We start from the raw sequence: 25,945 nt of genomic DNA, 5'->3' as shown, positions 1-25,945 counted from the left end.
GGCGGCGTCCCTGTCCGGCCAGGAGATGAATTTCTGCCGAACTGCCCGGGGGACGAGGCGCCGACAGCGCCGCGCGGCGCGACCCGACGGCCGATTTCCGGCCAGCGCGATGCAGAAGTTGGCCAAAATCTACAGTCATGTAGATGAGCGCGCGCGGCCACCCACGGTCCGGTGACGGCCGGACGTCCGGCCGTCACCGGGCCCTACGGCCCCCGGTGTCTCAACGGCCCGGCCGTCCCACGGTCGACACCCACTGCCTGACGCCCCCGATCAGCTCACGGCTGGACGTGAGGGCCGCCCGCAGTCCCTGTTCGGAACTGGTCCCGGCCTCCTGATGGAGGACGACACCCAGGATCAGCCGGGTGTGTCCCGTACGGTCCTGCGCGGTCGCCGCCCACATCAGGTTGCCGCCCGCCGGAGTACTGGAGCCGGTCTTGCCCCCGACCACGCCCTCCCGCCCCAGCAGGGTGTTGGTGTTGCGGACGGGGCCGGACAGGCCGGGCACGGTGGACTCCTCCATGGCGACGATGGAGCGGAAAGCCGGATCGTGCATGACCTTGCGGGCCAGTCTCAGCTGGTCCGCCGACGTACTGACGGTCGTCCGGGCGATCCCGCTGGCGTCGGTGTACTCGGTGTCCGTCATGCCCAGCGCACGGGCGGCGCCGTTCATCTTGGCGACGAACGCCTCCTCCGAGCCCGCGTCCCATCGGGCCAGCAGCCGGGCGATGTTGCCGCCGGAGGGGATGAGCATCAGCTCCAGCACCTGCCGCTCGCTGAGCCGCACCCCGCGCTCGACCGGCACGGTGGACTCTCCGCCCAGGACGGACTCACCGGCTGCCTGTTGATCGACGGTGATGTCGGGGCCGGCGTCCTTCGCGCGCAGCGGGTGGCCTCGGAGAATGACGTACGCCGTCATCACCTTGGTGACGCTGGCGATCGGTACCGGCTTCTGTGCGCCCCTGGTGCCCAGTTCGCCGCGGGTGCCGAGCCCCTCGACCAGGACGCTGGTCTGCCCCTGCGCCGGCCAGGGCAGCGACGCCGCCGAACCGGGCGGCCGGCCGGCGTCGCTTCCACCGGACCGTACGAGGGTGGTGAGCAGCGCGCCGATGGTCAGCAGGACGGCGCCGGTGACGCAGGCCGCGAAGCGGGGCCCGTGCGGGCTCCTCGTCCAGCGCCGCTGATGCCGTGGGACGGGCGGCAGCGTCTGTGGCTCGCCGGGAACGGTCACTGGGGACACAGGACGTACCTCCTGCTGACAGGTGCGTGACGTTCACGCAGCTCAGCCACCTTGCGCGCCGCGTGTCTCCGCGAGGTCGGCGGTGCAGGCTCGGGCAACGCGCGACTGTGTATCCGGCGTGTATCAACGCTCTGGGGGCAAGGCGTACGAGCCGGTCGGCGCGGGTGGTGCGCCGCTCGTCAGCTCACGTCCGGAAGGCGCAGCTCGGCCACCGCACCGCCGTCGGGGGCGTTGCGGAAGTCCAGGGCCGCACCGATCACGCGAGCGTGTCCGAGGGCGATGGTCAGGCCCAGGCCGTGCCCGTGACCGCGTTCGGCCGCGCCGGTGCGAAACCGCTGCGGTCCGTGCCGCAATAGGTCTTCCGGGAAGCCCGGCCCGTGGTCGCGTACGGTCACGACGGTGCCTCTCACCTCGACCTCCACGGGGGTACGGCCGTGCCGGTGCGCGTTGGTGACCAGGTTGGTGATGACGCGGTCGAGGCGACGCGGGTCCGTGTCCACCGTCGGCTCGTCGTGCGAGGTGAACCGGGTGTCGAGCCCGGTCCGGCGCAGCAAGTCGAGCACCACGGCCGCCAGGGGCACCGGCCGCGGGTCGGCCGTCTCGGCTCCCGCGTCGAGCCGGGAGATCTCCAGCAACTCCTCGATGAGGTTCCGCAGCACCTCCAGCCTGTCCCTGACCATGTCGGTCGCCTCGCTCTCCGGGAGCAGCCCGCCGCACACGATGAGGCCCATCAGCGGTGTACGCAGTTCGTGCGCGACGTCGGCGGTGAACCGCTGCTCGGCCTGCAACCGGGCGTGGAGACTGTCGGCCATCGAGTCCACGGCGGCGGAGATGGCGCCGATCTCGTCGCCGTCGCGGGGTCCGGCCGAGGTCCGCGCGGCCAGGTCGCCGTCCGTGATCCGCCGGGCGGTCCGTGCCACCCGCCGCAGTCTGCGGTTCGGCAGCTCGGCGGCGAGCGCCGACAACGGTACGAAGACGGCAAGCGCCAGCGCCGAGTACTGCCACATGTGGCGGTCGAGTGCGCGGCGGGTGAGGAGGTCCGAGGTCATGTCGGAGCTCAGAGCGACCGGCTCGCCGCGGATCGTGCGCGCGGCCCACATGCTGGGGTGCACGGGATCGTCGTCGTACCAGGTGGCGCCGGGCGGATCGGCCTCCAGAAGGCGCAGCAGCCGGTCCGGCATGGCCGCGGTGTCCGTGACGAGAGCGTCGGGTGTCGGCCCGCTGTCCTGTGCGTAGCGCTCCGTGGCGTAGGACAGGGCGGTCAGTGCCTTGGCCGCGCCGTCGTTCATGGAGCGGGTCTGTGTGCTGCGGTGCACCAGCAGCCCGATCGACAGTGCGACGCCGCAGCAGGTCACGCACACCAGCAGGGCGATCCTCCAGCGCAACGAGCGCCAGTTGAGACGCCAGTTGGAAAGTGTGCGCGTCCGCATGTCAGTGCCGCCGCAGCTTGTAGCCGAAACCGCGGACGGTCTCGATCCGGTCGGCGCCGATCTTCTTGCGCAACCGCTGTACGCACAGGTCGACCACCCGGGTGTCGCCGTCCCACCCGTAGTCCCACACCGTGCGCAACAGGGTCTGCCGGTCGAGCACGACACCGGGGTGGGCGGCGAACTCGAGCAGCAGGCGCAGTTCGGTGGGGGCCAGCGCGACCGGCTCACCGTCGCGGTGCACCTCGAGGCCGGCGGTGTCCAGGGTCAGGTCGCCGAAGACGAGACGGCGGTCGGCGCCCTGAGCGGGCTGTGTCGCCGACGCCGCCGGGGGGACGTCGGCCTCCTGGAATGTGACGCGGCGCAGCAGCGAGCGGATCCGGGCCACCAGCACCGCGGTGTCCACGGGCTTGACCACGTAGTCGTCCGCCCCGGCCTCCAGGCCCGAGACGACGTCCAGGGCGTCGCCGCGAGCGGACATCATGAGCACGGGCAGAGTACTGGTCTCGCGGATTCGCCGGCACAGCCCGATCCCGTCCAGTTCGGGAAGCATCACGTCGAGCAGCAGCAGGTCGTGCCCGCCCTCCCGGAACCGCTCCAGTCCGCTCAGTCCGTCCCCGGCCGTCGTGACCCGGTAGCCGTAGCGCCCCAGGGCGAGGGCGACGGCACGGCGGATCACCTCGTCGTCCTCGACCAGGAGGATCGAGACGGCAGATGGGCCGCCTTCAGCGGCGGGCGGAGCGGACATGTCTTTCCATCCGGAAGTCGGTGCGGGACGCCACCCATCATGCCCTGAACGGCGACACGTGCGTCAGGCACGCCTCAGAGCCCACCTGTACGGGGGCACAGACATCTCAGTCATGTGACCTAACGTCGCCGAGATGCATGTGAACAGTCACGTGTTCCCTTGACCTTCAACTCCCGCAGGACACACGCTGTTTGGACCAGCGCATCCCGAGCTTTTGCAGCCCTCCGGCCTCCGTGCCGACGCACGAACTCGACACACATATCTGACGCACATCCGAATCGAAGGAAGCAGCGTTGTGAGTTCTGTACCCCGTCATGCCCTCGAACCTTTCACGATCGACGTCGACCAGACGGTCCTGGACGATCTGCGGTCCCGTCTGCGAGCCACACGTTTCGCTCCTGATCTCGACAACGAGGACGGCAAGTACGGCCTCAGCACCGCCTACCTCAAGCCGATCGTGGAGTACTGGGCCGACGGCTTCGACTGGCGCGCCGCCGAGAAGAAGATCAACGCCTACAACCAGCATCGCGTGGACGTCTCGGGCACCCCGGTGCACTTCATCCACGAACGGGGCAAGGGCCCCTCCCCCGTCCCTCTGGTGCTGGCCCACGGCTGGCCGTGGTCCTACCTCCAGTGGAGCAGGATCATCGGCCCGCTGACCGACCCGGCCGCCCACGGCGGCGACCCGGCCGACGCCTTCGACGTCGTCGTCCCCTCGCTGCCCGGCTTCGCCTTCTCCACCCCGCTGACCAACCCCCGGGAGAACTACGGGGACATGGCGGACCGGCTGCACACCCTGATGACCGACGTCCTCGGCTACGAGAAGTACGCGTTCGGCGGGCACGACTACGGGGCGCTCATCGGTTCGCGACTGGGCCACAAGTACGCCGACTCCCTGCACGGCGTCCACCTCGGCTACGAGGCGGGACCCGGAGCGTTCCAGGGCGACCGCTACTGGGACCTGACCGGAGGCGTGAACAGCGAGGAGCTCCCGCCGACGGCGCGGGCGCGGCTGGTCCACATCATGGAGACCCTCGTCTCGCACGTGTCGGTGCACCAGCTCGACGCCCAGACGCTCACCCACGGCCTGAACGACTCCCCGGCCGGCATGCTGGCCTGGGTGCTCAAGCGGTGGAAGGCCTGGAGCGATCCGACCCTGGACTTCAAGACCGTCTGGCCCCTCGACGACATCCTCACCTTCGCGACCATCTACTGGGTCAACGACGCCATCGGCTCCTCGATCCGCGCCTACAAGAACGCGCACCTGTACCCGCCGGAGCCGGTGAACGACCTGACCCCGTACACCCAGGCGCCGGCCGGCTTCACACTGCTGCTCGGCGAACCCGCGCCCGGCGCCCCCACCGTGGAGGAGCGCACGGAGATCTTCAAGGCCGGAGCGACCCCGTTCTACGCCGACATCCGCGACGTGAACGTCCACGAGAAGGGCGGTCACTTCGGCCCCTGGGAGAACCCCGAGGCCTGGCTGCACGACCTCCGCGCGACGTTCCGGCCGATGCGCGCCGTCGGACGAGCGGAGTAGCGGGCCCGCAGTACGCGCTCGCCGCTGCGGGCGTCGCGCAGGGAGAGCCGGGTCATCGCGGCGACGACGGACCCGGTGCTGCGGACCGTCGCGGTCAGCTCCTTGCGGTCGCCGCGATGTCCACGCTCTGCGTCCGCGGGGTGCCGGGCGGCCGGCCGGTGAGGCGGCGCGGGCGTCGTCGGAGACCTGGCTCGTGTACGTCTTCGGGTAGGCGCGTTCCCACAGCAGGGCCACGCGGTCGAAGGTGCGGGACCGACGAAGCCGACGGCGCGGAGTACGGCGGCACGTGTCCGCGGTTCGCCTCACATCGGCGGTCGCTGTCTCGTCTTAGGGGCATGAACACGAAAATGCGCTACGGGATCCTAGGTCTGCTGGCCCTGGTCGCCCTGTACACGGGTACCTGGGCCTACTTCGCGCCGGAAGCGTGGCACGAGAACTTCCCCGGCTTCGGACTGAGCTGGCTGCCTCAGCTGGGCCCGTACAACGAGCACCTCGCCAAGGACACCGGCGCCATGTTCCTCGCGTTGGCCGTGCTGACGCTCATCGCGCTGCGCGACGTGCGCAACAACCGGCTGGTTCAGATCACCGGCGCGGTGTGGCTGGTGTTCAACGTGCTCCACTTCAGCTATCACGTACAGCATCTCGCCATGTACGGGACGCGCGACCAGGTACTCAACGCCGTGACCCTGTCCGCGCTGGTGCTTCTGTCAGCTCTGCTTCTGGTGCCGCTCGGCCCCGCGCGGCGGGGCGACGCACGGTGACGTGAAAGGACGATCGATCAGTGCCCCCGCCGACCGGCTCCGCCGACCAGCCCAGCCTGGGTTCCCTCCTGGCCGAACGCCGTCACCTGCTCAATCTCGGCTACCGGATGCTCGGGTCCGTACAGGAGGCCGAGGACGTCGTCCAGGAGACGTACGCCCGCTGGTACGCCCTGCCCGAGGAAGGGCGGGAGGCGATCGAGGCCCCGGCGGCCTGGCTGACCCGGGTCGCCTCGCGGATCTGCCTCGATCAGCTCGCCTCGGCGCGGGTGCGCCGGGAGCGCTACACCGGGGAGTGGCTGCCCGAGCCCGTCCGGCACAGCGCCACGTGGACCAGTACGGGCGGCGCGGACGCGGGCGACCCTGCCGACCGGATCACCCTCGATGAGTCGGTCGGCATGGGGATGCTCGTGGTCCTGGAGTCGGTCACCCCCGCCGAACGGGTCGCCTTCGTCCTCCACGACGTCTTCGGCGTGCCGTTCACCGAGATCGCCGAGACGGTGGGCCGTACCCCCGCGGCCTGCCGGCAGCTCGCCTCCTCCGCGCGCAGGCGCCTCGCCCACCCGCGGAACAGCAGCAGTACGGGGCCCGGGCACCGGCAGATCGTGTCCGCTTTCCGCGCCGCGTGCGAGACCGGCGACCTCGGCACTCTCGTCGAACTGCTCGACCCCGGCGTCGAGTCGCGCAGCGACGGCGGCGGCAAGGTGCGGGCGGCGCTGCGTCCCGTCCTCGGCCGGGACAAGGTGTCCCGTCTCGTCCTCGGCCTCCTGCGCAAGGAACCCGGGGTGGAACTCGTCGAGGACGAGGTCAACGGCGCCCCCGGCCTGGCGGTCCGCATCGCCGGCACCACCGTCGCCGTCCTCTCGCTGGGCGTGCGCGACGGTCTGGTCACCGACCTCTGGCTGGTGGTCAATCCGGACAAGCTGCACGCGTGGACCGGCTACGACACTCCCTGACGAGCTGCGTTCTCCGGTCAGCCCGCACAGGCCGGGCAGATGCCCCGGTACGTCAATTCGGCGCCGGAGACGGTGAAACCGAACCGCTCCGACTCCGGCAGGTCGGCGAGGGGGTCGCCCACCGGGTGCACGTCGCGGATCGTTCCGCAGCGGGCGCAGAGCAAGTGGTGGTGGGGCCGGCGGGCGTTGGGGTCGTAGCGCTTGGCGCGGCCGTCGGTCGGCATCTCCAGGACCTCACCGAGGTTCACGAGCTCGCCCAGGGTGTTGTAGACCGTCGCCCGGGAGATCTCCGGCAGCTTCAGCACCGCGCGCTCGTGCACCTGATCGGCGGTCAGGTGGACATGGTCCCCCTCAAGGACCTCGGCCACGACGCGCCGTTGCGCTGTCAGGCGCCAGCCTCGCGTTCGGAGTCTCCCCAAGAGATCGCTCATGACCAGAAGGCTAGCATCAATCCGGTCTACTTTTGATGGGCATCTCTTTATGGATCCACAGCTGATTTAGATGTCGTCTAATGTATGGTCGTAGTCCGAGGGCGCGACCGGCCAGGCCGGACCTCGGCACCACGACCGCACACTGAGGAGCGAGCCTTGCCCGAGAACAACCAGAAGCCGTTGACCACGGTCGCCGGCGCCCCGGTTCCCGACAACCAGAACTCCGTGACCGCCGGCGCGCGCGGGCCGATGCTGCTTCAGGACGTGTGGTTCCTGGAGAAGCTCGCGCACTTCGACCGTGAGGTCATCCCGGAGCGCCGGATGCACGCCAAGGGCTCGGGCGCGTTCGGTACGTTCACGGTGACGCAGGACATCACGCGCTACACCAGCGCGAAGATATTCTCCGAGGTCGGCAAGAAGACCGACATGTTCGCCCGGTTCTCCACCGTCGCCGGTGAGCGCGGCGCCGCCGACGCCGAGCGCGACATCCGCGGTTTCGCCCTCAAGTTCTATACGGACGAGGGCAACTGGGACCTGGTCGGGAACAACACCCCGGTGTTCTTCTTCCGCGACCCGCTGAAGTTCCCCGACCTGAACCACGCGGTGAAGCGCGACCCGCGCACCAACCTGCGGGACGCGGAGAACAACTGGGACTTCTGGACCAACCTCCCCGAGGCCCTGCACCAGGTCACCATCGTGATGTCCGAGCGCGGCATCCCGGCCTCCTACCGGCACATGCACGGCTTCGGCTCGCACACGTACAGCCTGGTCAACGCCGAGGGCGAGCGGTTCTGGGTCAAGTTCCACCACCGCACCCAGCAGGGCATCAAGAACCTCACCGACGCCGAGGCCGAGGCCCTGGTCGGCAAGGACCGCGAGTCCCACCAGCGCGACCTCTTCGACGCGATCGAGGGCGGCGACTTCCCGAAGTGGAAGCTGTTCATCCAGGTCATGCCGGAGGCCGACGCGGACAACTACCGCTTCCACCCCTTCGACCTCACCAAGGTGTGGTCGAAGAAGGACTACCCGCTGATCGAGGTCGGCGAGTGGGAGCTCAACCGCAACCCCGACAACTACTTCGCCGACGTGGAGCAGGCCGCGTTCACCCCGGCCAACGTGGTGCCGGGCATCGGCTACTCCCCCGACCGGATGCTCCAGGGCCGCCTCTTCTCCTACGGTGACGCCCAGCGCTACCGCCTCGGTGTCAACCACCACCAGATCCCGGTCAACGCCCCGAAGAACCCGGTGAACTCCTACCACCGCGACGGCGCCATGCGCGTCGACGGCAACCAGGGCGCCACCCCGGGCATCGAGCCCAACTCCTACGGCCGCTGGCAGGAGCAGCCCGCCTACCGCGAGCCGAGCCAGGCCATCGGCGCGGTCGCCGACCGGTTCAACTTCCGCGAGGACGACGCCAACTACTTCGAGCAGCCCGGCAACCTGTTCCGGCTGATGAGCCCCGAGCAGCAGCAGGTCCTGTTCGAGAACACGGCCCGCGCGATCAACGGCGCCTCCGCGCAGACCGTGGAGCGCCACATCCACAACTGCACGCAGGCCGACCCGGCCTACGGCGAGGGCGTCCGCAAGGCGATCGAGGCCCTGGCGGCCGGCTCCCTCTAGTCCGGCCGTACGCAATTCGGCCGTTCGCGATCCGGCCGTACGCACTTCGGCCGTAGGAATGAACAACGAGGCACGTCACGCGCTCACGCCCCGCACGCCCGCCACGGGTGTGCGGGGCGTGTGCGCGTGACCCGAAGGGACCCCCCATGAACAGCGACCCGCTGACCTCCGAACAGACCGAGCGCGTCATCGCTCTCGCCATGGATCTGGCCCGCACCGGCGAGACCGGGCAGTTGCGGGAGTTCGTGGAGCACGGGCTGCCGGTGGACGTGGCCGACGCGGGAGCCAACACGCTCCTGATGCTGGCCGCCTACCACGACCACGCCGACACCGTACGGGCCCTGCTGGAGCTCGGCGCCGACCCGGACCTGCCGAACGCCCGCGGCCAAGTCGCCATCGCGGGCGCGTTGTTCAAGGGTGCGGACGAGGTGGTCACCGTACTGCGGGAGGCGGGAGCGGATCTCGACGCCGGCACCCCGAGCGCGCGTGCGGCGGCGTCGCTGTTCGGCCGCGAACACCTGCTCGCGGGCTGATCGGCCAGCCGGCCGGAACCGCTCGGGAAGGGCGCATCTCGTACAGGACCACCGTTTTGCCCGGCGGCCCAGCCGCTACTCATCGCCGCGCAGGTACCGGGTGACCATGCCGACCAGTTCGTTCTCCAGTCGCTCGACCTCGACGCCCCGCGGATCCGCCATGAACCTGTGCGCGTTCATCTCGACCGTGGTCAGGATCAGTTCGGTGGCCACGTCGAGATCCCGCACACGGACATCGGGATGCCGGGCCAGCAGGTCGTGCAGCTGACCGACCCGCACCTTGCCGTGCCGGTCCATCGTCTCGAGCAGCTCGCTGGAGACCGGCATCTGCTCGATCATGATCCGCAACAGCTGCGGATCGTCGCGGTGGTTGTCGATCGCGTCACGGACCAGGACCCGCACCGTCTCCGGCAGGCTGCCGGGCTCCAGGTCGAGCTGGTCGGCCTGGGTCCAGACGCCACGGTCGATGTGCCGTACCAGCAGCTCCGCGAGGATGGCGTCCTTGTTCGGGAAGTACTGGTACAGCGAACCGATCGACATGCGGGCGTGCTCGGCGATGCGATTGGTGGTGCCGGCGGCATACCCGTACTCGGTGAAAACGTGAGCAGCGGCGGCGAGGATCCGCTCGCGGGTCAGCTCCGCGCGCACCTGACGGGGCTTGCGACGTGGGGCGAGACGGCGGTCGGCGGACGTCATCCGGTGGTCCTTCCGGGGCACGGAAAGCGAGTAGTAAAAGAGCTGAGCTTTTGCTCAGAATACTGTCATGAGCTGCGAAAACAAGAAGCTCCCCAGGCCGGGGAGCCGTTCATGATTCCCCGTGTGCGCCTCCCTGCGGCGCGCACGATGATCACGCTGGAGGTGCGCCGCCGTGAGCGTCTCACCCCGGGCTTCGCGAGGGTCACCCTGGGCGGTCCTGGCGTACGGGAGCTGGACGCCGTCGGCGGTGACCAGGCCGTCCGCCTCTTCTTCCCCCGCGTCGGGCAGACCGCGCTGCGCATGCCCACCGCCTCGAACGAAGCGTGGATGGCGCAGGTGATGCTGATGCCCAAGGCGGTCCGTCCATGGGTGCGCAATCTGACCCTCCGGAGCGTGCGGCCCGCCGAGCAGGAGATCGACATCGAGTTCGCCCTGCACGACGCGTCACCCATGTGTTCCTGGGCGCGCCGGGTCCGGCCGGGCGACCCGGCCGGGATCTTCGACCTCGGCACCACGTACCGGATGCCCGAGCACGCCCGGGGGCGGCTGCTGGTCGGCGACGAGACCGCGCTGCCGGCCGTCCTCTCGATCCTGGACAGCGACAACGACAGCGACAACGAGGGCGGCAGCGAGGGCAGGGGTGACGTGCGCCCGCCGCCCACCGAGGTCTTCCTCGAAGTGGCGACCGCCGCCGACATCCGGCCCGTCCGAGCGCCGGACGGAGTGCGCATCCACTGGCTCAGCCGCGACGACGAGACCGTGCGGCCAGGCACCCGCGCGCTGGAGGCGGTCCGCACCGCCGAGCTGCCCACGGGCCCCCTGTACGCGTGGGTGGCCGGCGAGTCCCGGCTGGCCACGGGCGTGCGGCGGCATCTCGTCAACGACCGCGGCGTACCCAAGAGGGACGTCTCCTTCGTCGGCTACTGGCGGCTGGGCCGCTCCACCCCCGGCTGATCCGACGGAAGGAACACGTATCCCATGCAGTACGCACCCGAACTGGACACTCTGCACCGCCTCACCACCGCGGCCGAGGTCGAGGCGGTCATCGGCCGCCCGGCCGCGCTGATCAGCCTCAAGCAGCTCAGCGCCCTGGACGACGGCTGCCGCGCCGTCCTGGCCCGCTGCCCGGTCGCGGCCTTCGGCTACCGGGACACCGACGGCACCGCCCGGACCACGTTCGTCGGCGGGGCGCCCGGATTCGCCCGCGTCCACTCCGTGACGCGGATCTCCTTCACCGTCCGCGGGCCGGAGGCCGCCCGCGGTCCGGTCTCGCTGTTCTTCCTGCTGCCGGCGGTGGGCGAGGTACTGCGCGTCAACGGCTCGGCGGCCGCCCACAAGGGCGGGGAGACGATCGTGGACGTCACAGAGGCGTACATCCACTGCGCCCAGGCCGTCATCCGCTCCCGTCTGTGGGAGCCGCCCAGGCAGGCACCGGCGGCCGAACCGGTGCTGGGCGAGGGCCCGTTGACCGGCCCCGGCGTGGCCGACTTCCTGGCCGCCGCCCCCTTCCTGGCCCTGTCCACCTGGGACACCGAGGGCGGCAGCGACACCAGCCCGCGCGGGGACCGGCAGACCGTCGCCCGCATCCTGAACGGCCGCACCCTCGTCCTGCCGGATCGCAAGGGCAACAAGCGCGCCGACATCCTGCACAACCTCCTCCAGGACGACCGGCTCTCCCTCGCCGCGCTCGTCCCCGGCCGCAGCGGCGTACTGCACCTGCGCGGACGCGCAGCGATCACCGACGACTCCACGCTCCTCGAAACGATGGCGCTGCGCGGGATACCGCCCCACCTGGCGCTCCTCATCGACGTCGAGCATGCCGAGGTCACCGGCAACGCCGCCCTGGCGGACGCACGCCTCTGGGCCCCCGGCGGACAGCCCGACCGCGGCGAGACACTCGACATGATGGCCCTGGGAAGTGCCCAGGTGGCCGCCAACTCGGCAGTGCAAGGCAGCACTTGGGCCTGGCTGCTGAAGCGCGTCACCGCCGTCCCGGGCATGACCCGCCTGATACGGAAAGCGGCCGACCGCGCCTACCGCTCCGGTTTGCGCAAGGAGGGCTACGAAGACGTCAGCACTGGCGGGAGCAGCCGGCGGCCCGGAGTCGCGCACGCCCGGCCTGCCGGTGGCGGCGGGTCGGAAAGCCGCCTGCGGGAGGTACGCGTCGCCGAGGTACGCCAGGAGACCCCGAGCGCCCTCACCCTCGTACTGGAGGACGTCGACGCCCCGAAGCCGTTCGACTTCTTCCCCGGCCAGTTCTTCACCCTCGTCGCCGACATCGGCGGCAGCCCGGTGCGACGGGCCTACTCGGCCTCCTCGATGCCCGGGACCCACCGGCTGGAGGTCACGGTCAAGCGCATCGAGGGCGGACGGTTCTCCACCCACGTGCACCACGGTCTGCGCGCCGGCGACCGCCTCGCGGTGCGCGGCCCGTCGGGGTCCTTCCACGCCGAGCCGCAGCCCCCGGACGAGCTCGTGCTCGTCGCGGCGGGCAGCGGTGTGACGCCGCTGATGAGCATGATCCGTACGCGGCTCGCCGACCGGTCCGCCCGCGACCGGATCGCCCTGCTGTACAGCAGCCGCGGCGCGCAGGACATCATCTTCGCCGAGGAGCTGGCACGGCTGGCGCACGACCATCCGGACCGGCTGTCGGTCACGCACGTCCTGACCGGCCGGGACGGGCGACTCGATGCCGACGGCGTACGCCGTTGGGTCACCGGCCGGTCCCCGGCCCCGGGAGCCCACTACTACGTCTGCGGTCCCGAACCTCTGATGAACGCCGTCCGAGAAGTCCTCACCGGGTTCGGGGTCCCGGACGGGTCGGTGCACCACGAGCGCTACACCAGCGGCGCGGACACCACGGCCCCGACGAGCGTGCCGCAGCAGCTCACGGTCGAGGAGGACGGACACACCCTCGGCACGGCGGTGGTCGAGCCGGGGCAAACCTTGCTGGAGGCGGGACTCGCCGCGGGGCTGCCCATGCCGTACTCCTGCACGGTCGGCAACTGCGGCGACTGCATGGTCCAGCTCCGCAGCGGACAGGTCGCACAGAGCGGCCCGAACTGCCTCACACCTCGGCAGAAGGCCGACGGATACGTGCTCACCTGCACGGGCTGCCCGACATCGAAGGTCACCCTCGACATCACGGACCCGTCATCGCCGTCCGGCCGGTCCTGAGGCGGGGTTCACCCCCAACGCGGGCAGTACGGTCTCCGCCCTGACGGAACCGGCGCCGCCAACCGGCGCCGTCCTCCCTCGCCCTGTCACCGAGCGGCCGGGGCCGGAAGGGTGGCGGGTACAACACGGTCGTGACGTCGGTGCATGGCGTCTCGACCGGGGCTGCCCGCCGGTTTCGGGGTGCGGCGACTGCCGCCGCCCGTCCTCCCGTCGGCTGCGCGACGCGGACGCGGGTGGCGGCTGCCGCCCCTGTCTTTAGCTCGCCCGGCAGACGAGTACGGGTGTACCCGCGCCGCCCGGCGTCGCACCGAAGCCGAACGATGTCGACCCTCCGGCGGCGAGGGCGCCGTTGTGATCGGCGTTGCGGGCCGTCACCGTCCTGCCGGACTGGGTGTAGGCGGCGTTCCACATGGAGTTGACGGTCTGGTCGCCGGGCCAGTCCCAGGTGACCTGCCACGATTTGATCGCCGAGGTGCCGGTGTTGGTGACGGTCACGTCGGCGTTGAAGCCGCTGCCCCAGTCACTGCTCGCCTTGTACGTGGCCGTGCAGCCGGAAGACCCGCCCCCTGACCCGGTAGTCGTCGCGGCGACCGGCCCCGAGGCCGGTGAGGTGTTTCCCGCGGCGTCGCGTGCCCGCACGGTGTACTCGTAGCGGGTCGCGGCGGTGAGGCCGGTATCCGTGAAGGTCGTGCCGGTCACGGACCCGGCCTTGGTGGTGCCCCGGTACACGTCGTAGGCCGTGACAGCGGTGTTGTCGGTGGAGTCCGTCCAGGACAGGGAGACACTCGTGGAGGTCGTGCCGGTCACTTTCAGCCCGGCGGGCGTCGAGGGCGCCGCGGTGTCGTCCCCTCCCGACCCGCCGCCTCCGGTGAACCCCGGCGCCTTGACGGACGTCAGGTAACCGTCCTTGACGGTGTCCACGCTCTGCCAGTCGTCCTTGAGGATGCCGCCCGTGTCACCCGAGTTGGGGTTCCACGACCAGAAGGTCCAGCTGATGCTGTCCGCGCCGTAGGTCCCGGTGGGGCGGAGATAGTCGACGAGGGCGGCGAGCCACTTCTGGTCGATGGTCGACTGCAGGGTGGTGCCGAACTCGCCGAGCCACACGGGAGCGATGTTCTGCTTGAAGATGTACCCCCAGTTCTTGTCCCAGACGGCCGGCATGTTCGCGGGAAACGACGGGTCGTTGAACCAGGGCTGCTGCGCGACGCTCGTGGCGTAGTCGTGGGCCGAGTAGACGAGCCGGTCGGCGACGTCGAGCCGCATGGGGGCGGAGGCCACGCCGGAGAGGTTGCCGCCCCACCAGGTGGACTGGCCGTTCACGGTCTGCACGCCCTCGACGAAGATCAGGAGGTCGGGGTTGACGGACAGGACGGCATTGCCGCCGCGCTCGGCGGCGAGCCGCCAGTCGGCGCTCGTGTCCCCGCATCCCCAACAGGCCGGATCGTGCGGCTCGTTGTGCAGGTCGATGCCGACCACGGCGGTGTTGCCCTTGTACCGGGCGGCGAGCGCCTTGAGGTTGGCGATCCACGTGGTCTCGGGTACCGACGAGGTGTACCAGAGCGCCGACTGGCCCGAGGAGTCGGGACGGTGGCGGTCGAGGACGACCTTGAGGCCGATGGATCCCGCGTAGCCGACGATCTTGTCCATGACCTGCAGGGAGTCGAGGCCTTGCAGGTCCGTGTTGAGCCCGCTCGCGTAGGTGATCCCGTTGGGGACGGTGCCCTTGAAGAGGTCGTCGCTGTAGGGCATCCGGATCGTGTTGTATCCGAGCGACTTCATCTGGTTCACCATCGACTTGTAGTCGCGGGACCAGAGGCCGTGGGGGACGTAGTTGGCGGTCTCGAACCCGAACCAGTTGATCCCCGCCATCCGCACCGGCTGGTCCTGCGCGTCGAGGATGCGGCGGCCGCTGGTGTGCCAGTACCCGGACCCGGCGGACGCGAGCGCCGCCCTTGGCGCGGTCTGGACGGGGGTTGCCTGCGCGGGAACGGCGAGCAGCGGCACGAGGGCGACCGCGACAGTGGCGAGGAGGGCGATCAGAAGGCTTCTGCAGCGACTGAAGGGCGGAGGTCTCATGGGGGGTCCTCTCGAAGGCTCGGAGACTTGGAGGCCGTATGGATGTGGGAGCGCTCCCACTTGCGGAGAGCAGGACGGGAACAGGCTTGTACGAGGGTCGGGGCATTCGGCATGACGCTTTCGCTGGGCGCCCGGGGCATCCCGCCCCTGGCGCCCCGCCCGTTGAAAGCGGGGCCGCGCCCATGGAAGCCACTAAGCGTGTACGCGTCAATACCCCGCGCAGCGATCGGGTTACCGTGCCCGATTTCCCGCCACGGCCGCAGAGGAGGCGTTGGGCGCGGATCCGGACCGACGCGTACAGGAGGCCGGGCCGCCCTCGAATGAGGCGGCGGCCCGGTCAGGCTCGGCGGGTGTCCTCGCTCCGCGTTCGATCACGCTCTCACCGCCCCCGCACCAGGGAAGCCCATGCGGCCACAGCCAGAGCCGCCGCCGCGACGCAGAACCAGACACCGGCCGTGCGCAGACCCCACGCCTGGGAGGCCGCGCCGAGGCCCACCACCGGCAGGGAGATCGCCACGTACAGGACGACGAAGTAGGCGGAGGAGACGGCGGCCCGGTCCGAGGAGTCGACCAGGTCGTCGACCGCGGCCAGCCCCTTGGCGAAGGACATGCCCTGGCCGCAGCCGGCCACCACGGCGCCGACGGCCAGCAACGGCAAGGACGCCTGGTGGACCGAGAGCGCGACCAGCAAGATTCCCGCCGCGAGCAGCAGACATCCGGCCAGGAGGAACAGGCGCGTCCGCGCCGGAGGAAGGACCACCTGCGTGAGGGCCGACGCCCCGAGCAGCAGCAGCGGCATGGCTCCGGCCAGCGCGTGGTTCGGGTTGCCCACGACGTCGGCGACGATGCGCGGCGCCACCGCGGTGAACAGGCCGGTGACCGCGAACCCCGCGAACCCGACCGTGGCGGCGCTGACGAACATCCCCCGGGCCGCATCCGGCACCTTGATCTTCCGCGGGCGCAGACGGGTACCGGGGCGGCGCTCCACCGTTTCCGGCACGAAGCGCAGCAGTACGACGAGCACGCAGATCAGGGCGGCGTGCACGCCGAACGACAGCTCCAGCGGCGCGGGAAGGTACTCGACGAAGAGGCCGGCGACTGCGGATCCGAGACCCAGACCGCCGATGTTGGCGGCCGTCGCCGCGTTCGGCGCCCGGCTCCGCCACGCTTCGGGAGCGCTGTCGATCACGGCTGCTGTGGCGGTGCCCGCGAAGATGCCGGCCGAGATTCCCGACAGCAGTCGCCCCACCAGCAGGATCCAGACCTGCCCGGCCCAGAGGAAGACGAGGCTGCTGCCCATCGAGAACAGCAGGCCCGCCAGCAGCAGGGGCCGTCGCCCCCTGATGTCCGACCAGCCGCCGCAGAGGAGCAGCGCCGCGAGCACCCCCACGGCGTAGGAGGCGAAGATCACCGTCTGGATGACCGGCGAGAACCCCATCTCCTGTTGATACAAGGGGTACATGGGGGTGGGGAGCGTCGCCCCGAGCATCACGCACGCGAACGCGATGACGAGGGTGAGGAACGCTCCGCGGGAACGCATGGTGCGCGGTGCCAACGTTCGTGCTCCTCGTGTTGCTGCGTTCGGCGGACCTCCTTGCAGTTCCCTGTGCCTGCGCCGTTCACTCGGAAATCGGCTGTACGTGTGAACACCCGGGCACTGGGCCCTTTAGCCGACACACATGCCTGTGCGCGGTGTGCCCCGGCCGAGGGGCCGGGGCACACCGCGCACGTGTCTGGTGGGTCAGGCCGTTGCGGGGGCCTGGTCGGCGTCGGCCGGCTGCCCGTCGGCCACCTCGGCGCCGACCGGCTTGCGCATGGCCGGGATGAGGGTCGCGACGGCGGCGGACACCAGGGCCACGCCGCAGCCGATCATCAGGCCGGTACGGAAGCCGTCCTCGGAGGCGAAGGTGAAGCCGCCCATGTTGATGGTCATCTGGGCCAGGACGACGCCGATGACGGCGGAGCCGATCGTCGTGCCGAGCGAGCGCATCAGGGTGTTGAAGCCATTGGCGGCGGCCGTCTCGGAGAGCGGCACCGAGCTCATGATGAGGGCGGGCATGGCGCCGTAGGCGAGAGCGACACCACTGTTGATCACGATTCCGGAGAGCATGATGCCCCACGCCGTACCCATGAGCGGGAGCGCTACGCCGTACCCGGCGGCGATCACGAGGGCGCCGAGGATGAGCGCGGTCTTCGGGCCGCGGGCGTTGATCAGCTTCCCGCCGAGCGGCGATATCAGCATCATCATGATGCCGCCGGGGGCGATCCACAGACCGGCCGCGAGCATCGACTGGCCGAGTCCGTAGCCGGTGGCCTTCGGGAACTGCAGCAGTTGCGGCGCGATCAGCATGAAGGAGTACATGCCGACGCCGATCAGGATCGAAGCGGCGTTGGTGAACAGCACCCGGGGCCGGACCGTGGTGCGCAGATCGACGAGCGGGTCGCGGGTGCGCAGCTCGTAGAAGCCCCAGACGAGGAGGGCCACGACGGCGACCGCGAAGAGACCGAGCGTGGTGCCCGAGGTCCAGCCCCAGTCGGCGCCCTTGGAGATGGCGAGGAGCAGCGAGACCAGGCCGATGGCGAGGCCGACGGCGCCGGGCGCGTCGAAACGCTGCCCCTTCGCGCCCGCCGGGACGTCCGGCACGATCGCGAAGATCATCACGCTGACGGCGAGAGCGAGGACGGCCGAGCCCCAGAACAGCACGCGCCAGTTCGCGTACTGGGCGACCGCGGCCGCGATCGGCAGGCCGATGGCGCCGCCGATCCCCATGGAGGCGCTGACCAGGGCGATGGAGCCACTGAGCTTCTCGGTCGGCACGACGTCACGCAGCAGCGCGATGCCGAGCGGCACCATGCCCATCCCCATGCCCTGCAGACCGCGTCCGACGATCATCGGTACGAGTGTCGAGGAGAGCGCGCACACCACGGATCCCAGGACCAGCGGTACGGCGCAGATCAGCATCATGCGGCGCTTGCCCAAGAGGTCGCCCAGGCGGCCGGAGACCGGCACGCACACGCCCGACACGAGCAGCGTCACCGTGATCACCCAGGCCGCGTTCGAGGACGACGTGGACAGGATCTGCGGCAGCTCGGCGATGAGCGGCGTCACCAGCGTCTGCATGATCGCGGCCACGGTTCCGGCGAGCGCGAGGGTGGCGACGACAGCGCCGGACCGGCTGCTCGTCTCGGGGGCTTCCATACAGACTCCTCAGTCTCTTGCGCACATGCGTCTCTTCAGCACGCACAACGATGTGCATCATACACAGGCAATGTATCGTGCACATCGCATGCAGAGGGCACACGCAAGAGGGGCGTGGAGCCCACGCGCGCGGCCGGGCCCTGACGCCCTGCGATACGGTCGGACCTGGGAGGACGCACGTACATGGACAAGCCCTCGGAGTTGGTCGAGTTCGAGCACATGGTGCTGGGCCGGCATCAGCTCGGCAGTGACAAGCGACGTCGGCAGGCGGAGCGCCTCGAACGCAGCGCCTACATCATGCTCAGCCGGATCCGGGTGCAGGGGCCGATGTCGATCGGCCAGCTCAGCGAGGCGTTCGTACTCGACGCCTCGACCGTCAACCGGCAGACGGCGCACGCGATGCGGGCAGGACTGATCGAGCGGATCCCCGACCCCGACGGGGGCATGGCCCGAAAGTTCCGGTTGACCGAGGAAGGCCTGCGGCGGCTGGACGCGGAGCACCAGGCACACGTACGGGAACTGGACAGGGTCTTCGAGGACTGGCCGGCCGAGGACGTGACGGCCTTCGCCCATTACCTCCAGCGTTTCAACACGAGCATCGAGCGACTCAGCGGCCAGCCCTGGCCCCGGTCCTGATCAGGTCGGACCCGCCACGATCCACACCCAGCGCCTAGGCTTGACGTCGTGGACCGATTCGACGGTGCGATCGCCGGCCTGGGTACGCGTTCCGGCGTGCGCCTGGTCGTCGGCATGTGGCGGGACTCGCCGCTCGGTCCGGTGACCGACGTGATGATGGAGCGGCCGGACGGGCACCGCACGCTGATCGCGCCGACGCCCACGGTCGCCGACTACATCTCGACCACGTACACGTTCGACGAAGTTCGGGTGGAGCCCGTCGCCCTCACCGTCGAAGGGGCCGGCCGCCTCGCCGTCCGGACCCCCTCGGTGGAACTCGAGCTGACCACCGGACGCCGCACGGCCGTCGGACTCCTGCTCACGCTCGTGCCCCGGCCCCTTGCCCGGACCCGTGGCTGGTGTCACCTGATCGACCCGGCCGCGCGGCTTGCGCGCCCGGGCGTGCGCACCGTCGGCAGCGCGGGAAGCGCCCGCCGCGAGTACTACTGCGCCTTGGACGAGCACCAGTTGACCTCGGCGTCGGTACGCGTGGACGGGCACGATCCGGGCCCCCTCACCCCCGTCACCCCTCCGGTCCGATTCGGCTTCGGCTCGACGCCCACGCGCCCCACGCTGGTGCGCGTGACGACACTCATCGTCGAGGACACACCGGGCGGGGCTGCGGGAGTGCCCTAGGGCTGCGACGGCACCGGCTGCCACGGATGCGGGCGCTGTGTTCGTGCCCTCAGGCGATCGTGATGGCGCCGGTGACGAGCGCGAAGACGATGTAGGCGAGCGATACGGGGATGCCCCAGCGCAGGCCCACCTTCTGGAAGTCGCCCAGGTCCGCCTTGACCAGGCCGAGGAGGACCCACAGCGGTGCGGACGTGGGGCCCATGCTGTGCAGGATCTGGCCGATGGCACCGGCCCGGGCGATCTCGTTGGCGTGGATGCCGTAGTGGCTCGCGGACTCGGCGAGGACGGGCACGACACCGAACCAGTACGCGTCGTTCGACATGAAGAAGCCGAGCGGCAGGGCGAGGACGGCGGTGAAGAGGGGGACGAGGTTGCCCCAGGTGTCGGGGACGATCGAGAGAGCCGCGTCCGCCATCGCCTTGATCATTCCGGCGTCGGTCATGATGCCGGTGAAGATGCCGGCGGCGAGGACCAGCATCATGACCGGTACGGCATTGGCAGCCTGGCGCTTGATGAGCTCCTGCTGCTTCTCGATGGAGGGGATGTTGAGGAGCAGGGCGATGACGAAGGCGACCATGAACAGGACGACCAGGTCGGCGACTTCGAGGATGAGCAGAACCATCAGGAGCAGCGTGAGCGCGGCGTTGGCCCACATGCGCCAGTCGACCTGGATGGTCGGGACGGCCTCGCCGGAGGCGACTTCGAGCTTGTAGGCGGTCAGCTTGTCGGCGTCGAGGGTGCGGCGTTCACGCAGGCCGAGCCAGTAGGCGACGGCGATGATGGCCAGGCTGGTGAGGGCCATGGGACCGATCATGTGGACGAAGTACTCCCCGGCGTCCAGGTGCAGGGCGCTGATGCCGCGGGTGGCGGCGCCGCCCCACGGTGTGGTGCCGGAGATGCAGCCCAGGGCCATGGTGGCGAGGGCGGCCAGGATCAGCGGGTTGATGCCGAGCCGACGGTAGATCGGCAGGAACGCGGAGCAGACGATCATGTAGCTCGTGGTGCCGTCGCCGTCGAGGGCGACGAGCAGGGAGAGCACCGCGGTACCGACGACGATGCGGGCCGGGTCGCCCTTGGAGGCGCGGATGATGAAGGCCGAGATCGGGTCGAAGAGCTTGGCCTCCATCATCAGACCGAAGTAGAGGACGGCGAACAGGAGCAGGGCCGCGGTGGGAGCGACGGTGTCCAGGCCGTTGATGATCATGTCGCCGAGCCCGCCGCCCTTCCCCGCGACCACGGCGGCGGCGATCGGCGTGAGCATGATGGCGGTGAACGCGGAGAGGTACTTGCGCATCACGAGCAGCATGAAGCTGCCCAGCGTGGCGAAGCCGAGGACGGCGAGCATCGTTGCTCCTTGGGGCGGGACCGCGGCTGCCGTCGGGGCAGCCGGGCGCGAGGTCGGCGGGAGGCGAAGCGGGCGGGGCGTCCCGCCACGCACGCGGTGCGCGCCGGGAGGGCGCGGTTTCCGCGCAGGGCTGAGGGCCGGGCGTGCCGGGAGCGCGAACGGGTGGAGCGGCTCAGGGTTCGTAGGGCACGACCAGGTGTGGCTAACCGGTACACCGGTTGGCCGGTAGGTAACTAGACTCCTGGCTGATCCGTCAATACCGAAGCCCTGTGAAGTCCTGCCGTAGCTGAAGCAAGCGAGGAAAGAGTCCATGGCCGAACTCTCGAGAATCACGGTCGAGCCGCGGGAACCGCTGGCCGCCGAGGTCTCGCGCCGCCTCATCGAGTATTTGATGTCCGGCGCGGTCCAGCCCGGCGACCGCATCCCGTCGGAGCGCCGGCTCACCGAGATGCTCGGAGTCAACCGGCCGACCGTGCGCGAGGCCATCAAGTCCCTGGGCTTTCTGGGCCTGTTGGAGATCCGGCAGTCCAGCGGCACCTACTTCCGCGGCACGGACTCCGATGTGCTCTACCGGCTCTTCGAGCTGGGCCTGGTCCTGGGCGAGCGCGGCGCGAAGGACATGGTGCAGGCACGCGCCGAACTGGAGGTCGTCGTCGCGGGCCTGGCCGCCGAGGCACGAGACGAGGCGGGCGTGGAGCTGCTGCGTGCCCGGCTCAGAGCGATGCGCGAGTGCCCCGACACGGAGTTCGCCGAGGCGGACACCGCCTTCCACGCCGCCCTGGCGGAACTGTCGGGGAACTCGGTGCTGCGCGACATGCTCAAGGGCATGCGCGCGATGATCCAGCGCGGCTGGGTGGAGCGCACCGGCGCCGTGCGGACCCGCAAGATCGCCTATGACGACCACGTCCCGATCTTCGAAGCGGTCGAGAAGGGCGACAGCGAGGCCGCGCGGGAGGCCATGGCCCGGCACATGCGGGGAGCCTCCCGCCGCCTGCATGAAGCGCTGGAGCAGCGCACCGAGGACTGACCGGCACGGCCGACGGAGCTCGCCTCACCAGGGGGAACCTTGGGGGCGGCTCCTCACATTTCCATCCGGTTTACCGGTTGACCGGTTGTCCGGATGTGCTTAGAGTGGCGCCGCGGCACCGCACCGAGCAGTGCTGCCAACCGGAAGAGCCGGACGAACCGGCAGAGGGGATTCCCGGTGCACCGCCCACCCTTGATCGCCATGATTCACGCGGTTCCGGCAGCCGCCCGCATCGCCGAGGCCGCCTTCGCCCGGGAGTTTCCCGAGGCCCGGCTGTGGAACCTGCTGGACGACCGGCTCCTGGACGACGCCCGCGAGGCCGAGGGCCTCACACCCGCCCTGCGCCGCCGCATGCTGCACCTCATCGGCCACGCCGTGGAGGCCGGCGCGCACGGCATCCTGCTGACCTGCTCCTCGTACGGCGAAGTCGTCGACACGGCCCGCACGCTGTGGAAGGTACCCGTCCTGAAATCGGACGAGTCGATGTTCCACGCGGCGCTCACCGGCCCCCACGACGGTCTCGCCGTTGTTGCCTCCACTCCCCCGGCCGTCCCGGCCGCGATTGCCCAACTGGACGACCTGGCAAAGCGGTTGAGACCCGGCCGCCCCGCCCGGATCACCGCCGTACTGAGCGAGGCGGCCGCCGTCGCGGCCACACCGCAGGCCACGGCACGCCACCTCGCGGACGCGTTGCACGCCCGCGGCGCCGACGGCGTCCAGGCCGTGCTGCTCGCCCAGTACTCCCTGGCGCCGGCCGGACCCGCGCTCTCCGAACTCCTCGGCCTGCCGGTCCTGGACGGGGCCGGGGCCGCCGCGCGGGAGCTGCGCGCGACCCTGCTCTCCCCGGCACCCGCGCAGGTCGCGCCGTGACCCGCCCGCTCGACACCCTGCCCTGGCCGCTGGCCTACACCGTCTCCTCCGACGACTGCCGCACGCCGATGCCGCTGGGCTTCGACGCACCGCTCGCCGAGGCCGCCCGCCACCTGGCCGAGCTCGGCTACGACGGCGTGGAGATCCAGGTCCGGGACGTCGGCGCCGCCGACGCGGAGCGCCTGCGCGCCGCGGTCGCGCCCACCGGTCTGCGGATCACCGCCCTGGGCACGGGCCCGGTCACCGCGCAGGACGGTCTGAGCCTCACCGACCCGGCCCCCGACGTGCGCCGGCATGCCCTGGACCGACTGCTCGGCGCGGTCCGCCTGGCCGCCGCTCTCGGCGTCCCGGTCACCCTCGGCCAGTCCCGCGGCACCTTCCTGCCCGGCCTGGCGGAGCCGCAACGCCACTGGGCGGAGCAGGCGGTACGCCAACTGGCGGCCGAGGCCGACGCGCTGGGCACCCGGCTGCTGATCGAACCGCAGACCCGGACCAACACGTCCCTGTGGCACACCCCGGACGAGACCCTCGCCTTCACCGCCACGCTCGACGCGCCCACCGGCCTCGCACTGGACACCCACCACCTCGAGAGCGAAGGCCTCGACCCGGTGACCGCCGTCACCGAGTACCTACCGGCGACCGGCTGCGTACAGCTGGCCTCCGACACCGGACGCGGCCCGCTCACCGTCGGCGACCTCCGGCTGCCCCCGCTGCTGCGGGCGCTGCGCGAGGGCGGCTTCACCGGCTGGCTGACCTGCGAGCACGTCCAGGAAGGCGACAGCGCCCGTGCGGCGGCCCGCTCCTGGACCGCCCTGCGGGACGCCGCGACGACGGGCCTGAGCTGAACCCCCTGCACACCCCCTGCATCAACCGACCGGAGGAGAACCGGACATGAGCACCACCTACCGCCTCGGCGTCCTGGAGGGCGACGGCATCGGCCCCGAGATCGTCCCCGCCGCCGTGGAGATCGCCACCGCCGCCGCCCGCGCCACCGGCACCACGCTCGACTGGGTCACGCTGCCGCTCGGGGCGTCCTCGATCGACACCCACGGCACCCCGGTCCCCGACGAGACCAAGGCCGCCCTCGACGGACTCGACGGCTGGTACCTGGGCCCGCACGACTCCGTCTCCTACCCCGAGCCGCACAAGTCGGACCTGAACCCCTCGGGCACCCTGCGCAAGCACTTCCAGCTCTTCGCCAACATCCGCCCGGCGAAGTCGTTCCCGGGCGCCACCGCAGTCTGCGACAACGCCGATCTCGTCATCGTCCGCGAGAACACCGAGGGCTTCTACGCCGACCGCAACACCTTCGCCGGCACGGGTGAGTTCATGCCCACCCCCGACACGGCGATCATGCTGGGCATCATCACCCGCGAGGCCACCGAGCGCGTCGCCCGCGTCGCCTTCGACCTGGCCCGCTCGCGCCGTAAGAAGCTGACGATCGTCCACAAGGCCAACGTCCTGAAGCTGACCACCGGCCTGTTCCGGACCGTCTGCCAGGAAGTGGCGAAGGAGTACCCCGACGTCGCCGTCGACGACTTCCACATCGACGCCATGACCGTCCACCTGGTGCGCCGCGCCCAGGACTTCGACGTCATCGTCACCGAGAACATGTTCGGCGACATCCTCTCCGACCTCGCCGGCGAGATCTCCGGCTCACTGGGCACCGCACCGTCCATCAACGCCTCCGCGGACCGCGCCATGGCCCAGGCGTCGCACGGCTCGGCGCCCGACATCGACGGCCAGGACATCGCCAACCCGGTCGCCATGATCCTCTCCGGCGCCATGCTCTTCGAGTGGCTGGCCGCACGCCACGACGACCCGGCCCCGGCCAAGGCCGCGAAGATCATCGAGGCGGGTGTCGCCCGGACCATCGCCTCGGGCACCTCCACCCGCGACCTCGGCGGTTCGGCCACCACCACCGAGTTCACCACCGCCGTCATCAAGGCGATCGAGGCAGGCGCAGGCCAGGACTGACCTGCCCGGCTCCGGGGGCGGGCGCCTTCACCGCCCTGACCGGCGCCCACCCCCGTACTGCTTCCCCTACGTCCCGGGAGACCATCCATGCCTCTGCGCATCGGCTGCATAGCCGACGACTTCTACCGGGCCAGACCCACCGCCCACGCCGTGGTCCACACGCACTCCACGCACGCGGCGGCGGTCTCCTGCCTCAACGACGTCGACCCCGCAGACGCTCTCCCGCCGCTGACGGCGTACTACGCGATGCGCGTCGGAACACTGCCCCTGCTCCCCTACCACCCACCCGGTGACGACCGTCTCGGACCGCTCGCGGAACGGACGGCCCGCACCCACCGCGCGGTGCTGCTCGCCAACCACGGACCGGTCGTCGCCGGAGCGAGCCTGGAACAAGCCGCGGACGCCACCGAGGAGCTGGAGGAGACCGCCAAGCTCCACCTCCTGCTCCAGGGGCACCGCACCCGCCCCCTCACCCCCGAACAGGCTGCCGTGCTCGCCCCGAACCCGCTCGACGGCCGGACCGGCGTGAGCACGCCAGCCCTCTCACTCACCGCCGAGGAAACGCCGTGACGCAGCCACTCCGCCCGATCCCCACCGCCGACCTCGTCGACCAGTACGGCACCGAACTGCGCGTCTGCGACGTCCAGTTCCGTCAGTACGGCGGCCGGCACGCCTTCGCGGGACCGATCCGCACCGTCTCCTGCCACGAGGACAACGGCCTGCTGCGCGACCTGCTGCGCACCCCCGGCGACGGCCACGTCCTGGTCGTCGACGGCGGCGGCATCGCCCTCCTGCCCCGTACCGCCTGACAGCCGAACGATGGGACAGTCAGTGGTTCTGAAAACCTTCGGCTGGTCGTTCGCGATCACCGCTCTCGGCTTGATCGCCGCGGGGTTCTACGGTGGATGGGCCGCCTTCGGAGTCGTCGCGATCCTGGCCGTGCTCGAGATCTCGCTGTCGTTCGACAACGCGGTGGTCAACGCCGGGATCCTGAAGAAGATGAATGCCTTCTGGCAG

The 25,945-nt window shown here is 70.5% G+C and carries 24 protein-coding genes and 1 pseudogene; 16 read left to right on the top strand and 9 right to left on the bottom strand.

What is annotated here, in order from left to right:
* Window positions 1-220: 220 nt before the first annotated feature.
* From ABD366_RS26150 to cseB, 3 genes are all read right to left on the bottom strand, one after another.
* Complete coding sequence (locus tag ABD366_RS26150; RefSeq protein ID WP_324765891.1) at window positions 221-1,237, bottom strand: D-alanyl-D-alanine carboxypeptidase family protein; 1,017 nt, start codon at window positions 1,235-1,237, stop codon at window positions 221-223.
* A 179-nt stretch (window positions 1,238-1,416) separates the two neighbouring features.
* Window positions 1,417-2,667 carry a sensor histidine kinase gene (locus ABD366_RS26145; RefSeq protein ID WP_324765892.1) on the bottom strand — a complete coding sequence of 417 codons (1,251 nt, stop codon included), beginning with the start codon at window positions 2,665-2,667 and terminating at the stop codon, window positions 1,417-1,419.
* A gap of 1 nt (window position 2,668) precedes the next feature.
* Window positions 2,669-3,412: a two-component system response regulator CseB gene (cseB, locus tag ABD366_RS26140; protein WP_324765893.1), complete on the bottom strand. Its 744-nt coding sequence runs from the start codon at window positions 3,410-3,412 to the stop codon at window positions 2,669-2,671.
* Between the two features lie 295 nt (window positions 3,413-3,707).
* On the opposite strand from cseB, the gene ABD366_RS26135 reads away from it, so the two are divergent.
* From ABD366_RS26135 to sigJ, 3 genes are all read left to right on the top strand, one after another.
* Complete coding sequence (locus ABD366_RS26135; RefSeq protein WP_324765894.1) at window positions 3,708-4,952, top strand: epoxide hydrolase family protein; 1,245 nt, start codon at window positions 3,708-3,710, stop codon at window positions 4,950-4,952.
* Between the two features lie 335 nt (window positions 4,953-5,287).
* Entirely contained in the window at window positions 5,288-5,713 is a 426-nt protein-coding gene (locus tag ABD366_RS26130; RefSeq protein WP_324765895.1) for a hypothetical protein, read from the top strand.
* A 20-nt stretch (window positions 5,714-5,733) separates the two neighbouring features.
* A complete protein-coding gene (sigJ, locus tag ABD366_RS26125) occupies window positions 5,734-6,666 on the top strand; it encodes an RNA polymerase sigma factor SigJ (RefSeq protein WP_324765896.1) in 933 nt (310 codons plus the stop codon).
* Window positions 6,667-6,683: 17 nt separating this feature from the next.
* Here sigJ and ABD366_RS26120 read toward each other — a convergent pair whose 3' ends face one another.
* Window positions 6,684-7,097, bottom strand: a complete 414-nt coding sequence (locus tag ABD366_RS26120) for a Fur family transcriptional regulator (protein WP_324765897.1) — start codon at window positions 7,095-7,097, stop codon at window positions 6,684-6,686.
* Between the two features lie 156 nt (window positions 7,098-7,253).
* Between ABD366_RS26120 and ABD366_RS26115 the strand changes: the two genes are divergently transcribed.
* A complete protein-coding gene (locus ABD366_RS26115) occupies window positions 7,254-8,717 on the top strand; it encodes a catalase (RefSeq protein WP_324765898.1) in 1,464 nt (487 codons plus the stop codon).
* 146 nt (window positions 8,718-8,863) lie between these two features.
* A complete protein-coding gene (locus ABD366_RS26110; RefSeq protein ID WP_324765899.1) occupies window positions 8,864-9,250 on the top strand; it encodes an ankyrin repeat domain-containing protein in 387 nt (128 codons plus the stop codon).
* Window positions 9,251-9,325: 75 nt separating this feature from the next.
* Here ABD366_RS26110 and ABD366_RS26105 read toward each other — a convergent pair whose 3' ends face one another.
* Complete coding sequence (locus tag ABD366_RS26105) at window positions 9,326-9,946, bottom strand: TetR/AcrR family transcriptional regulator (RefSeq protein WP_324765900.1); 621 nt, start codon at window positions 9,944-9,946, stop codon at window positions 9,326-9,328.
* A 111-nt stretch (window positions 9,947-10,057) separates the two neighbouring features.
* Here ABD366_RS26105 and ABD366_RS26100 point away from each other — a divergent pair, with 111 nt between their 5' ends.
* Window positions 10,058-10,900, top strand: coding sequence for a siderophore-interacting protein (locus ABD366_RS26100; protein WP_324765901.1), 843 nt, complete (start codon window positions 10,058-10,060; stop codon window positions 10,898-10,900).
* Between the two features lie 24 nt (window positions 10,901-10,924).
* A complete protein-coding gene (locus ABD366_RS26095; protein ID WP_324765902.1) occupies window positions 10,925-13,123 on the top strand; it encodes a 2Fe-2S iron-sulfur cluster-binding protein in 2,199 nt (732 codons plus the stop codon).
* A gap of 255 nt (window positions 13,124-13,378) precedes the next feature.
* Here the strand turns inward: ABD366_RS26095 and ABD366_RS26090 are convergent, their stop codons facing one another.
* The 3 genes from ABD366_RS26090 to ABD366_RS26080 form a co-directional block, all read right to left on the bottom strand.
* Window positions 13,379-15,199, bottom strand: coding sequence for a cellulase family glycosylhydrolase (locus ABD366_RS26090; RefSeq protein ID WP_324765903.1), 1,821 nt, complete (start codon window positions 15,197-15,199; stop codon window positions 13,379-13,381).
* Between the two features lie 379 nt (window positions 15,200-15,578).
* Window positions 15,579-16,754 carry an MFS transporter gene (locus ABD366_RS26085; RefSeq protein ID WP_324765904.1) on the bottom strand — a complete coding sequence of 392 codons (1,176 nt, stop codon included), beginning with the start codon at window positions 16,752-16,754 and terminating at the stop codon, window positions 15,579-15,581.
* Between the two features lie 186 nt (window positions 16,755-16,940).
* Entirely contained in the window at window positions 16,941-18,398 is a 1,458-nt protein-coding gene (locus ABD366_RS26080; RefSeq protein ID WP_324765905.1) for an MFS transporter, read from the bottom strand.
* 183 nt (window positions 18,399-18,581) lie between these two features.
* Between ABD366_RS26080 and ABD366_RS26075 the strand changes: the two genes are divergently transcribed.
* Window positions 18,582-19,034, top strand: coding sequence for a MarR family winged helix-turn-helix transcriptional regulator (locus tag ABD366_RS26075; RefSeq protein WP_324765906.1), 453 nt, complete (start codon window positions 18,582-18,584; stop codon window positions 19,032-19,034).
* A 48-nt stretch (window positions 19,035-19,082) separates the two neighbouring features.
* Window positions 19,083-19,709, top strand: coding sequence for a hypothetical protein (locus ABD366_RS26070; protein WP_324765907.1), 627 nt, complete (start codon window positions 19,083-19,085; stop codon window positions 19,707-19,709).
* 49 nt (window positions 19,710-19,758) lie between these two features.
* Here ABD366_RS26070 and ABD366_RS26065 read toward each other — a convergent pair whose 3' ends face one another.
* Complete coding sequence (locus ABD366_RS26065; protein ID WP_324765908.1) at window positions 19,759-21,054, bottom strand: CitMHS family transporter; 1,296 nt, start codon at window positions 21,052-21,054, stop codon at window positions 19,759-19,761.
* A gap of 310 nt (window positions 21,055-21,364) precedes the next feature.
* Between ABD366_RS26065 and ABD366_RS26060 the strand changes: the two genes are divergently transcribed.
* The 7 genes and pseudogenes from ABD366_RS26060 to ABD366_RS26030 all read left to right on the top strand — a co-directional run.
* Window positions 21,365-22,081, top strand: a complete 717-nt coding sequence (locus ABD366_RS26060; protein WP_324765909.1) for a FadR/GntR family transcriptional regulator — start codon at window positions 21,365-21,367, stop codon at window positions 22,079-22,081.
* Window positions 22,082-22,282: 201 nt separating this feature from the next.
* Window positions 22,283-22,951, top strand: coding sequence for an aspartate/glutamate racemase family protein (locus ABD366_RS26055; protein ID WP_324765910.1), 669 nt, complete (start codon window positions 22,283-22,285; stop codon window positions 22,949-22,951).
* Window positions 22,948-23,796: a sugar phosphate isomerase/epimerase family protein gene (locus tag ABD366_RS26050; protein WP_324765911.1), complete on the top strand. Its 849-nt coding sequence runs from the start codon at window positions 22,948-22,950 to the stop codon at window positions 23,794-23,796. The genes ABD366_RS26055 and ABD366_RS26050 overlap by 4 nt, the downstream gene beginning before the upstream one ends.
* Before the next feature lie 46 nt (window positions 23,797-23,842).
* Window positions 23,843-24,928, top strand: a complete 1,086-nt coding sequence (locus tag ABD366_RS26045) for an isocitrate/isopropylmalate dehydrogenase family protein (protein WP_324765912.1) — start codon at window positions 23,843-23,845, stop codon at window positions 24,926-24,928.
* A gap of 87 nt (window positions 24,929-25,015) precedes the next feature.
* Window positions 25,016-25,498, top strand: a complete 483-nt coding sequence (locus tag ABD366_RS26040; RefSeq protein WP_324765913.1) for a class II aldolase/adducin family protein — start codon at window positions 25,016-25,018, stop codon at window positions 25,496-25,498.
* Window positions 25,495-25,737, top strand: a complete 243-nt coding sequence (locus ABD366_RS26035; protein ID WP_324765914.1) for an RraA family protein — start codon at window positions 25,495-25,497, stop codon at window positions 25,735-25,737. Before ABD366_RS26040 ends, ABD366_RS26035 begins: the two co-directional genes overlap by 4 nt.
* Window positions 25,738-25,759: 22 nt before the next feature.
* Window positions 25,760-25,945 (top strand): annotated as a pseudogene (locus tag ABD366_RS26030) (DUF475 domain-containing protein); the annotation flags it as partial.

Source organism: Streptomyces kunmingensis, from assembly GCF_039533535.1.
Lineage (GTDB): Bacteria > Actinomycetota > Actinomycetes > Streptomycetales > Streptomycetaceae > Streptomyces > Streptomyces kunmingensis.
Note: the sequence above shows the minus strand (reverse complement) of the source record. Positions and strands in the feature narration are given on the sequence as shown.